At 62.2% G+C, this 11,112-nt stretch carries 10 protein-coding genes and 1 tRNA gene; 2 read left to right on the top strand and 9 right to left on the bottom strand.

The genetic code is table 11. The features are described from left to right. The first annotated feature begins 776 nt into the window (after positions 1-776). The gene (locus MU846_RS13085; protein WP_246953455.1) at positions 777-1,268 is read left to right on the top strand and encodes a MarR family winged helix-turn-helix transcriptional regulator; all 492 of its coding nucleotides are present in this window, start codon (positions 777-779) and stop codon (positions 1,266-1,268) included. Positions 1,269-1,489: 221 nt separating this feature from the next. Here the strand turns inward: MU846_RS13085 and MU846_RS13080 are convergent, their stop codons facing one another. After that, positions 1,490-2,383 (bottom strand): pirin family protein, encoded by an 894-nt coding sequence (locus MU846_RS13080; protein WP_246953453.1) that lies wholly within the window; start codon positions 2,381-2,383, stop codon positions 1,490-1,492. 515 nt (positions 2,384-2,898) lie between these two features. Further along, the gene (ychF, locus tag MU846_RS13075; protein WP_246953451.1) at positions 2,899-3,990 is read right to left on the bottom strand and encodes a redox-regulated ATPase YchF; all 1,092 of its coding nucleotides are present in this window, start codon (positions 3,988-3,990) and stop codon (positions 2,899-2,901) included. Positions 3,991-4,177: 187 nt separating this feature from the next. Here ychF and MU846_RS13070 point away from each other — a divergent pair, with 187 nt between their 5' ends. Then, positions 4,178-4,921 carry a glutathione S-transferase family protein gene (locus tag MU846_RS13070; protein WP_246953449.1) on the top strand — a complete coding sequence of 248 codons (744 nt, stop codon included), beginning with the start codon at positions 4,178-4,180 and terminating at the stop codon, positions 4,919-4,921. Positions 4,922-4,948: 27 nt separating this feature from the next. Here the strand turns inward: MU846_RS13070 and pth are convergent, their stop codons facing one another. From pth to MU846_RS13035, 7 genes are all read right to left on the bottom strand, one after another. Further along, positions 4,949-5,539, bottom strand: a complete 591-nt coding sequence (gene pth, locus MU846_RS13065; RefSeq protein WP_246953447.1) for an aminoacyl-tRNA hydrolase — start codon at positions 5,537-5,539, stop codon at positions 4,949-4,951. Between the two features lie 15 nt (positions 5,540-5,554). Beyond that, the gene (locus MU846_RS13060; protein ID WP_246953445.1) at positions 5,555-6,196 is read right to left on the bottom strand and encodes a 50S ribosomal protein L25/general stress protein Ctc; all 642 of its coding nucleotides are present in this window, start codon (positions 6,194-6,196) and stop codon (positions 5,555-5,557) included. A gap of 294 nt (positions 6,197-6,490) precedes the next feature. Continuing rightward, positions 6,491-7,450, bottom strand: a complete 960-nt coding sequence (locus tag MU846_RS13055) for a ribose-phosphate pyrophosphokinase (protein ID WP_246953442.1) — start codon at positions 7,448-7,450, stop codon at positions 6,491-6,493. A 101-nt stretch (positions 7,451-7,551) separates the two neighbouring features. Next, positions 7,552-7,627: transfer RNA gene (locus MU846_RS13050), tRNA-Gln, on the bottom strand. A gap of 31 nt (positions 7,628-7,658) precedes the next feature. After that, positions 7,659-8,504, bottom strand: a complete 846-nt coding sequence (ispE, locus tag MU846_RS13045) for a 4-(cytidine 5'-diphospho)-2-C-methyl-D-erythritol kinase (RefSeq protein WP_246953440.1) — start codon at positions 8,502-8,504, stop codon at positions 7,659-7,661. Continuing rightward, complete coding sequence (gene lolB / locus MU846_RS13040) at positions 8,501-9,088, bottom strand: lipoprotein insertase outer membrane protein LolB (RefSeq protein ID WP_246953438.1); 588 nt, start codon at positions 9,086-9,088, stop codon at positions 8,501-8,503. The genes ispE and lolB overlap by 4 nt, the downstream gene beginning before the upstream one ends. Positions 9,089-9,155: 67 nt before the next feature. Further along, complete coding sequence (locus tag MU846_RS13035; RefSeq protein ID WP_246953436.1) at positions 9,156-10,883, bottom strand: tetratricopeptide repeat protein; 1,728 nt, start codon at positions 10,881-10,883, stop codon at positions 9,156-9,158. Positions 10,884-11,112 lie beyond the last annotated feature (229 nt).

Raw genomic sequence — 11,112 nt, 5'->3', positions numbered from 1 at the left:
CCCATTTCCACGGCCTTGCCGTGGCGCAGGATCTTGATCATCAGATCGGTGCCGATGTTGCCGGAGCCGATGATGGCGGCGCGAATGCGTTCAGACATGAGAATATTCTCCGCAGCTGGCGATACCGGGCAGCGCCCGTATCAGGGGAGGGGCAGAGGGCAGCGGGCGTGCCATCAGCGAGTCAGGAAAGCAAAGCCTGTTCTCGGCCATGTTCGGGCTCCGTCGTTTCCGGTTACCGGGGTGGCCGGGCCGGAATCTTGTTGTTCTTACTATGTGAGATGTGATCTCACTCTTTATTTTGCCGGCATCAGGCCACAGGGATCCGGTCGGATATGTGGCGTTTGCTCAGACTGCCTGCCGCCTGCGGTGTGAAGACCTGAAAAACAGCGCGGTGGCGAAATAGTGATCTAACTTCACTGCCTAAGTTAGATAACTAAGTTATAGTTAGGCGGCTGGATGGTGTCAAGCCCTTTTACGGACACCGGGTTGGCCAATGCGATTGGCTGGCGAACAGCGAAACGGAGCCTGCCGATGCAGGCCAGCTCCCCGGCCAGGTGGTGATAACAGCATTGGGGAAAACGGCCCGGCACGCAATATGCCGGGCAGTGTCGCGGCGCAGCGTTGGCGCGAGGGGATACCGGACGGCTACACTACGCACCGATGCGCGGGCTTGCGGCGGTTGCGATAGGGCGATAGTCGCCATTTTTTTCAGTCGACTTGTTGCAGTTTTTGCGGGCGAGCAGCGCTGGGGAACATCGCATAAAACGGATAATTAGATGAGCAAGAACAAAGACGATCAAGCTGCCAATCGGATTCTTCGCCATTGGCAGGAAGATGTGCCGGACGACCGGCTCGCCCACCTGGTGCGCGATGCGTCGCGGGTACTTACCAAAAGCATGCAGTTGCGCCTGAGCGAGCATTCGGTGAATTTCGGGCACTGGGCATTTTTACGGGTGCTGTGGTCTACCGAAGGCCTGACACAGCGCGAGCTGAGCGAAGAGGTGGGGCTGATGGAACCGACCACCTTCAGCGCGCTCAAGGCCATGGAAGCACAGGGTTTGATCGAGCGCAGGCATCAGGATGGCAACCGCAAGAAAGTCCATATTTACCTCACCGAAAAAGGCCGCGATCTCAGACATGTGCTGGTGCCGATCGCCGAAGAGCTCAACGAAGTCGCAGCACGCGGGCTGACACAGGACGAGCTCAGGATCATGCACAAGGGATTGCTGGCAATAATCGCAAACCTGGTTGCGGCCGGTGCGGTGTGAGCAGGTGTTACTGAGTCAGAGGCCGGGCAGCGCCTCCCTGATCTGTGAGTGCAGCTTTCAAGGCAGCGAGAGATAAGTGCAGGCTGTTTGTCTGATGATAGCTGCGGTTTCATCACGCGGGGTGAGCACGGCGATAATATCTGGCCTGTCTCAATATGAAGTCGCGTGCGGCTTTATATTGAGACTGTAGAGCGCGCCAGCTCACGGTCATTGCCCAGCCCTCAGGACATGGGTTCTGGCGCCGCGCCAAGTTTGGGCGGCAGCGGGATGAAGTTCTCGTTGTCGAGATCGGGCAGTTTCATTCGGCCGGCGGACCAATCGGCCCGTGCCTGCTCGATGCGCTCCTTCGATGAAGACACGAAGTTCCAGTCGATATAGCGCGGCCCCACTGGCTCACCGCCCAGCGCCATGGCCACGGCGTCGCTGAGTGCCGTCACCGTGATCGCTTTACCGGCTGCCAGCACTGCCATGTTGCCGGCGTCCAGGCGCTGCCCGTCCACCTCCACCGTGCCACTGGCCGCGTAGATGGCGCGCTCGCTGTACTCGGCAGGCAGTGACACCCGCGCTCCTGTGCGCAGCTCCCAGTGCACATAAAACTGTGGCGAATCGATCTGCACTGGCGACGTCACACCCGCCAGGCTGCCGGCGATCAGACGCCCGGCAATACCATCACCATCGAATACCGGCAACGCATCGCTGGGGTAATGCCAGAAGCCCGGCGCCATTTCTTCACGCTCGGTGGGCAGCGCCACCCATGCCTGGATGCCATCCAGCGGGCCGCCCTCGGCGCGCAGCTGTTCAAAACGTTCCGAGTGCGTGATGCCGCTGCCGGCTGTCATCCAGTTGACCGCACCGGGGCGAATCGCCTGTTCCGAGCCGACGCTGTCGCGATGCATGATCTCGCCATCGAACAGATAGGTGATGGTCGACAGCCCGATATGCGGATGGGGGCGCACATCCGCTTCCAGCGGCAGGCCCGGTGCAATCTGCTTCGGCCCCATACGATCAAAGAAAATGTAAGGCCCCACCATGCGGCGTTTGGCAAAGGGCAGCACGCGGCCGACTTCAAAAGCACCGAGATCGCGGCGGCGCTGGGGAATAACAAGCTCGATCATTGAAAACCTCCGAGTGGCCGGTGATCGTGCTCCGGCGGGGCCGCCTCTTTGTACTCAGGTTGCTTGGCGGTCAGCTTACCGTGGGGCAGTGAACGCTGCATAGCTGTTCATCCGGTCGCGGTAACCGGGAATGGGTTTGTTCGACAACGCGCCAGGGTTTGCTGCCTCATTGCGCCAATCGCGGTGCAGTTTTGCTGGCCATGGCAAATAATCGTGGCATCAGGGTTGTCAGGCCGCGAACCGCAGCGCGTTACATTTCGTTGGGGTAGCGCTCGCGAGAGGCCGTTGCCCAGGGTACGAGCCTTTTCAGCTTGGTGAGTAGCACGGTTTCAGGCGCTTGATAAAGGGCAAGCGGTATACGTCGATTGTATTCTGCCGAGCGAGGGGGCGTAAGGAGGTTTGCAGGTTGCCGTTCAGGCTTGCCGGGAGAAGGGTAACAGAGAGGGCGGACGCCCGTTACCGCGGCAAGAGTGCGCCACGAAACAAGGCCACGCCCTGCGAGATGCCGGTCGGCGTCAGACGTTGAACCGGAAATGCACCACATCGCCATCCTTGACGACATAATCCTTCCCTTCAAGCCGCCATTTGCCGGCGTCTTTTGCGCCCTGTTCGCCGTTGTGGGCGATGAAATCCTCGTAACTGATGACTTCTGCCCGGATAAAACCCTTTTCAAAATCCGTATGGATCACACCTGCTGCCTTCGGCGCCGTGCTGCCTGCGGGAATGGTCCAGGCGCGCACTTCTTTTACGCCAGCGGTGAAATAGGTTTGCAGGCCCAGCAGGCTGTAACCGGCGCGGATGACGCGGTTCAGCCCCGGCTCGTCCATGCCCATTTCCGCGAGGAAATCTGTTTTTTCTTCGTCATCCAGCTCGGCGATTTCGGATTCGATCTTGGCGCAGATGGCGACTACGCCCGCGCCTTCGCTGTCGGCCAGCTCGCGCACGGCATCCAGCAGGCTGTTGTTCTCGAAGCCGTCTTCGGTCACGTTGGCGATGTACATGGTGGGCTTCAGCGTGAGCAGGTTGTAGGAGCGCACGCGTTTAAGTTCATCGTCGGTGAGCGCTACACTGCGCGCCGGCTTGCCCTCGCTCAGGGCCGGCAGCAGCTTGTCGAGCACGATCAGCAGCGCAGCCGCGTCCTTGTCCTGGCCCTTGGCGGCCCGTGTGGCGCGCTGGTGAGCTTTTTCCACTGAATCCAGATCTGCCAGCGCCAGTTCGGTATTGATGGTGTCGATATCATCCAGGGGGGCCACGCGGCCGGCGACGTGGATGATGTTGTCGTCCTCGAAGCAGCGCACCACATGGGCAATGGCATCGGTTTCGCGAATATTGGCAAGAAATTTGTTGCCCAGTCCTTCCCCTTGGGAGGCGCCGGCGACCAGGCCGGCAATATCCACGAACTCCATGGTCGCCGGGAGCACACGCTCCGGTTTCACGATGGCAGCCAGGGGTTTCAGTCTGGGATCAGGCACCGGCACTATGCCGGTATTGGGCTCGATGGTGCAGAACGGAAAGTTCTGTGCTTCGATGCCTGCCTGGGTCAGAGCATTGAAAAGGGTGGATTTGCCCACGTTCGGCAGGCCCACGATACCGCATTTGAAACCCATCTCTGCTGCTCCGCAATACACCGGGGCCGCAATGCTACTCAAGGCGCTGTGGAAAAACCACTGACAACCCGATTGGCTGGCGCGACGATTGGCCGGGGCGCCCACGCCGTGGAACAGCGCCTGGCTCTCTCTCAGACTTTCCCGCAGATGACGGGCCTTCCTCTGGCCCGGCGAGAAGGAGTGGGGCATGGCCGATCAACGCGTGGTATATCAGTTTCCGATTTCACATTACTGTGAAAAAACGCGCTGGCAGCTGGATCACAAGGAGCTCGGCTATGCCACCCGTAATCTGTTGCCCGGCGGGCATCGCCTGTTCAGCCAGTTGCGGGCGGGTGTGGGTACGTTGCCGGTGCTGCGTGATGGCAAGCGGCTGATCGGTGATTCCACGCGCATTGCCTATTATCTGGAAAAACATTATCCGCAGGTGCCGCTGCTGCCCGAAGAAAGTGCGCAGCGCCGGCAGGTCATCGAGCTTGAGCAGCAATTCGACCGCTACGGTGTGCATGTGCGCCGTTGGCTCTACGGCCAGCTGCTTGGCCGGCCGGAGGTGATGCGGGCCATGCTGGCGCCTTACGCGCTGCCGGGGCTGGTTAAAAAAGGGCTGGCGCCAGTGATCGAGCGGGGCGTGGCGCAATTGTATCGGGTCAGCCCGGAGCCGGTGGCGCAGTCGCAGGTGCGGCTGGAGCAGGGGCTGGCACTGATCGAATCATTGATCAAGGGCGATCCGGCGCGCTATCTGGTCGGTGATGTGCTGACGCTGGCGGATATTACCGCAGCGGCATTGTATGCGCCGCTGCTGTCGCCGGCCGGCTCGCCTTGGGGGTTCGTGGATGAAACATCGCTGCCGCGGCCGGTGCAGGCTGTGCTGCAGGGCTATCGGGAGCGCCCGGCCGGCCAGTGGTTGCTGGCGCGTTATCGCTATGATCGCTGAGGCGGCGCGGCAAGGGCGTGCAGTGGTTCAGGTGCCCTTGTAGCTGTTGATGCCGTTCATGGCGCGCGGGAGTTCACCGCGAACGATTTCGCTGGTGTAGCGTAGCGCTTCGTCGATGGCCCGTTCAATCTGTATGCGATCGTTCTGTGCCGGGCGGCCGAGCACATAGGGGGTGACCAGATCGCTGCTGCCGGGATGGCCGATGCCGATCCGCAGGCGCACGAAATCCCGCTGATTACCGTGCCGGCTGATAATGTCGCGCAAGCCGTTGTGGCCGCCATGGCCGCCGCCGATTTTCAGGCGGATATTGCCGGGTGGCAGATCCAGCTCGTCGTGGGCGACCAGCATTTGTGTGGTGGGGATACGAAAGAAATTGGCCAATGCCGCCGTGGCCTGGCCACTGCGGTTCATGAACGTGGTGGGGATCAGCAGGCGCACCGTTTCGCCGCCTTCGGTGAAGGTGCCGGTCAGCCCGAAATATTTGCGCTCTTCGGCAAGGGTGATGCCCCGGCTGCGCGCCAGGGCATCCACATACCACGCACCGGCATTATGGCGGGTGTCCGCATACTGCGTGCCCGGATTTGCCAGGCCGACGATAAGCTTGACGGGTTCCGCCATGATGCCTGAAAGCGCTTAGCTTTCGCTGCTTTCTTCGTCTGGGGTGTCGTCTTCGTCTTCGTCACCGGCGCCGCCACGCGGAGCCTGAACGGAAACGACCGGCAGGTCGTGGCCTTCACCCTGGATGAGTGCCACCAGCTCGACATTTTCCGGCAGCTTGAGATCGGAAAGGTGGATTACCTGATCCAGCTCCAGCGCCGCTACGTCGACTTCCAGGAACTGCGGCAGGTCTTGCGGCAGACAGCTGACTTCCACTTCGGAGGCGTTTTGATACAGCAGACCACCTTGTTGCTTCACGCCGACACACTTCTCTTCGTTGAGGATGTGCAGCGGGATCGACATGGTGATCTTGTGGGCGCTGTCGACACGCATGAAGTCAGCGTGCAACGGTGTGCCTTTGGAAGGATGGCGCTGCAAATCACGCAGTACCGCCTTTTCCGCCTTGCCATCAATTTCCAGGGTCAGGATCTGGCTGTAGAACGATTCGCTCTCCAGCGCCTTGACCATTTCGCGCAGTTCCAGGGTGATCATTTGCGGCTCGGCGTTGCCACCGTAAACGATGCCTGGGATACGGGCTTCCAGACGACGCAGGCGGCGGCTCGCACCTTTCCCTATGTCGTTGCGGCCCTCAGCATGCAGCACAAAGTCGTTGCTCATGTCGATCTCCGGTTAAGCCTGGGCAGTTCCTGCGACCGGATGCTGCTCAGGGGGTTGAAAAAGAGGGCCGGCATTATGCGGGCAAGCAGGCCAAAAAGCCAGCGGGCTGGCGCTTGAAGGTGCGTGAAGGCCCGTGAGCATACGCTGGCGCTTTGATGTTGCGCGGCAGCCCGTCAGTGGGTGCGCCGATGCTGCCCCAACAAAAACGCCCCGGGCTCTGGCCCGAGGCGTTGATGGTGCGGCATGAATGCGTTGCCGCGGAAAAACGGCAGCGTTGGCCGCTGTCCGCAGGCGTCAGACCAGCTCAAGGCGGTCGAACATTGCCGAAAGCGATTCCTCGTTGTTCACCCGGCGAATCGTCTCGGCCAGCATGGGCGCCAGCGACAGGGCGCGGATACGGCCGCAGCTCAGTGCTTCCGGTGACAGCGGGATGGTATCGGTGACGATCAGCTGATCCAGCGCCGATTCGCGAATATTATTGATGGCGGCACCGGAAAGTACCGGGTGAGTACAATAGGCGGTGACCTGGCTGGCGCCATGATCTTTCAGCGCACGAGCCGCCTTGCACAGTGTGCCAGCGGTATCGACCATGTCATCCACCAGCACGCAGCTGCGGCCTTCCACTTCGCCGATGATGTGCATGACCTGCGATTCGTTCGCCTTGGGGCGGCGTTTGTCGATGATGGCGAGATCAGCGTCGTTGAGCTGCTTGGCCAGCGCACGGGCACGCACCACGCCGCCGACGTCCGGCGACACCACCATCATGTCCTGGTAGTTCTGCCGTTCGATATCGCTCACGATCAGCGGCGTGGCGTAAACGTTATCCACCGGGATATCGAAAAAGCCCTGAATCTGATCCGCGTGCAGATCGACGGTGACAACGCGATCAATGCCCACGGCGGTAATCATGTCGGCCACTACCTTGGCGGTGATCGGCACTCGCGCCGAGCGCACGCGGCGATCCTGGCGGGCATAACCGAAGTAGGGCACCACGGCGGTGATGCGGCCAGCGGAGGAGCGGCGCAGTGCATCCGCCATCACCAGCAGCTCGATCAGGTTGTTGTTGGTGGGGTGGCAGGTGGACTGGACGATGAAAACATCCTTGCCGCGTACATTCTCGTGAATCTCGACTGCCACTTCGCCGTCACTGAAGGTGCCCACATCGGCGGCACCCAGAGGGATGTTGAGTTGCCGGGTCATGGCCTTGGCCAGTTCCGGGGTGGCGTTGCCGGTAAAGACGACGAGTTTGGACACTGGCACTCCCCCGAGGGACTGGTAAATGGCTTTTGCAGGTTGCGCTGTGTCTGGCAGCAACCTGCTTCAGTTTCTCTGGCGTAAGTGTACGAGAAGGAAGATGGATGGGGTACCAGGACTCGAACCTGGGAATGACGGGATCAAAACCCGTTGCCTTACCAACTTGGCGATACCCCAACACTACTGTTGTCGCTGTGTGAAGCTGCGTTCAACCTGCTAGCGCCTCATGCAGAGGGGACAGGTTGCAGCTCCGCGCGACGAAACCTTTCCAATCCGGGGGCAACTGAGCGAGTAGCTTCTCTCCGTGTTGCCTGCTCGGCAGCGCTGCAAATATGCAGGAGCCTGTTCCGGTCATGCGGCTTTCGCCAGCATGAGTTCCGAGCCATTTCAACGCTGCGTCGATGGCCGGGAACAAACGCCGGGCTACCGGTTCGCAGTCGTTTCTCAGAGCCTTCCAGGTGGCCTCCTCAAGAACGGCCGCTACTGTACTGATGGGGGTATTTCTTGTCAATTGCTGGTCGCTGAAAATTTTCCCGGTAGCGACGTGAACGCCTGGATCAAGGACAAAATACCACTGCAACGGCAATTCCACAGAGTGTAGCCGCTCGCCCACGCCTTCGGCAAAGGCGCTTCGGCCGCGCACGAAAACCGGCACATCGGCGCCCAGGCTCAGGCCCAGCCCGGCAAGCTCATCCAGTGACAGCCCCAGCGACCAGAGACGGTTCAGCCCTAGCAGCGTGGTGGCGGCATCACTGGAGCCGCCGCCCACGCCACCGCCAGCCGGCAAGCGCTTTTCCAGACGGATATGTACACCCCGGCGGCAGCCGGTGTGCTGTTGCAGCAGGCGGGCGGCGCGCCAGACGAGATTGTCCTCGGCACGGCCAGGTACGCCGGGGCTGTCCAGGCGCAGCTCGTCGGCGGCCGTGAAGTGCAGGCTGTCGCCGTGGTCGAGCAGCTGAAAAAGGGTCTGCAATTCATGATAACCATCGGCGCGGCGGCCGGTGATATGCAGAAACAGATTGAGTTTGGCGGGGGCAGGAAGAGACAGCGTCATCGCTGCGGCGCCCAGCGCTGGACTATCAATGTGAAGCGCTCCTCACCATGCTGCGCACGCACCCGGTGCGGCAGCTGGAGGCCGGCCACCGGGCCGTAACGATCGAACGCAAGTGACCAGCCAAGCTGCTCCAGCGCTATCAGCTGCCCGGTGTTGTCATAGGTGGGCGTGCCCTGGGCCCAGGGCCAGGGCAGCCCGCGCACCCAGAAATGCAGTGCATCCACCGGGATCATCATGCCGGTCAGGTACCAGGCCAGCTCCGCCGGGGAGCGGGCGCTGCGCTGCTCGCGGCCGTTATCCAGCGTGGCGATATGATCGTCCCAGTGCAGCTCGGCGCTGCCGAAGCCCAGCGGGCCGGAAAAGTGAATCTGGCCGCCCTGCGCCCGTTGCCGCCATTCCAGGCTGGCGCTGCCGCCGTCACTGGCGGTGCGATAGGCAAGCCGGCCGCTCAGATCCCAGTGGCGCAGCGCTTCCGGGTGCTCCAGCGTAAAGTCTGGCGCCGGAGGGCGGATCTGGCAGGCGGCCAAAGCCAGCGGCAGTAGCAGCAGGGAAAGGCGGAGCAGGGGACGGGCGCCTGCGCGCATAGGCGGTCTCATGGGGGATTTCAGGGACGATCTCATGGCTGATCTCATGGGGGGCTCATGGACGCTCTCATGGAGAGACCGGATCAAGCCGTTCGCGTACTTCCCGTAGATGACGGCTGTCGGGCTGGTCAGCGGCGGCTTCATCCCATATTGCGCGGGCTTCGTCGTAGCGGCCCAGCGCCCACAGCACCTCACCCAGGTGGGCTGCGACTTCCGCATCGGGAAACATGTTGTAGGCGCGCTGCAAATGAGTCAGCGCCTCCTGATACTGGCCGAGCTTGAAGAGAACCCAGCCCATGCTGTCGATAATGGCCGGGTTGTCAGGTTGCTGGTGCAGCGCCTGCTGGATCAGTTCGAATGCCTCCTGATGCCGGTCGGTGCGGTCGGTAAGCGTGTAACCCAGCGCATTCAGTGCGTCGGTGTCCTTCGGCTCCAGTTCGAGAATGCGGCGCAAATCGGCTTCGGTCTGCCCGATCCGGCCCAGCCGTTCGGCCACCAGCGCGCGCGCATACAACAGCTCGGTATCGTCGGGCAGCTCGCTGAGCGCCTGATCCAGCAGCGACAGCGCGCTGTCCGGGTCGCGGTGCCCGAGCAACTGCGCCTCGGCGGCATATAGCGCTGGCAGCTGGGCCGGGTGATGCTCGCGCAGCCGCGCCAGCAGCGTGCGCATGGCGGCGGTATCGCCTTGCTGGACATACAGCTGTGCCGCCTGAAGCTGCGCGGCAAGTGCGGCATCGCCTTCCTGTACGGCCAGATAATGCGTCAGCGCGGCGGCGCCATCGCCGCGCATTTCATGCAGCTGCGCAAGGTAAAGGTGCATCTGGTCTGGCCGATAGCCTTCGGCCAACAGCGCCTCCAACGTTTCCCGGGCGCTGGTATAAGCGCCCTGTTGGAGGCCATGTAGTGCTAGCGAGAAGCGCAGGTCCTGATCGTCGGGGAAGCGTTGTGCGAGCTCGCGCAACTGCGCCACCGCTTCCTCCTGACGGCCGCTTTCCAGCAGCAGTCGCACATACAGAATGCGCGGGCGCCGTGCGTCGGGGTGCTGTTGCACCAGCCGCTGTGCCTGCCGTAGCGCGGCGTCGTGCTGCTCGCCTTCATACAGCAGCCGCACCCGCAACAGCTGCGCTTCTTCATGGCGCCGGTTGAGTTTCAGTGCTCGCTCATTGGCATCAGTGGCAGCATCCAGCTCGCCTTGCAGGTGCAAATGCAGGGCGCGGGCATACCACAGCGGCGCCTGATCCGGATAGCGGTCGGTCAGCTGTGCCAGCGCCGCCAATAGCTGGGTATTGCCAGCCTGATCCAGCCCTTCGGCCTGAGCCACCAGCCGGATCAGCCCGGCTTGCGGGTTGTCGGCCAGCAGCTGATCGATGTGATAGGCCGCGGCTTCGGGGTTGCCGGCAACAATATGCGATAATGCGGCAATCTCGCGCGCCGTGAGATTGCCCGGCTCCTGCGTGAGCCAGCGCTCGGCCATTTCCAGCGCCAGCGGGCCTTGTTGCAGATAAGCGGCAAGCCGTGCAGCCTGGCCTGTTACGGCCGGGCTGTTGTGAGTGCGTGCGGTTTCAACATAATAGGCAAGGCTGATATCCAGCGCGTCCCGCTGTGCGGCGACTTCCGCCACCAGCAGATCGGCCAGCACGGCGGCCTCATAAGGCGCCGTGGCAACGGATTCAGGCGCTGCCGCCGGGGCCGGTACAGGCGGTGTTGCCGCGCAGGCAACGAGGAGCAGTGTGGCGGCTGGCAGCGCGATCAGGCGCGTCCGGGCCGGAGCATGGTGGGGGCTGAAAATCCGCATTACGCTGCTGTATCCGCTGGCAGAATTAGGGAGCAATAATGGCACAGCCCTGCGGCGCTGCCCACCGGCCGCAGCGAGTGCTGTCAGGCTATGACATTGTTTCGGCGGCTTAAATCCCGCAAAATGCGCCACCCGAGCGAGCCGCCGGCCGGGCCATGGCAGCGCCCTGGCCGATGGTGTCGCCCCGCCGCAGGCGGCTGTGCAGCCGGCCTGCAAACGAGCGAGGCTC

This window comes from Alcanivorax quisquiliarum, from assembly GCF_023051175.1.
Classification (GTDB): domain Bacteria; phylum Pseudomonadota; class Gammaproteobacteria; order Pseudomonadales; family Alcanivoracaceae; genus Isoalcanivorax; species Isoalcanivorax quisquiliarum.
This window is presented reverse-complemented; position numbering and strand designations above follow the sequence as displayed.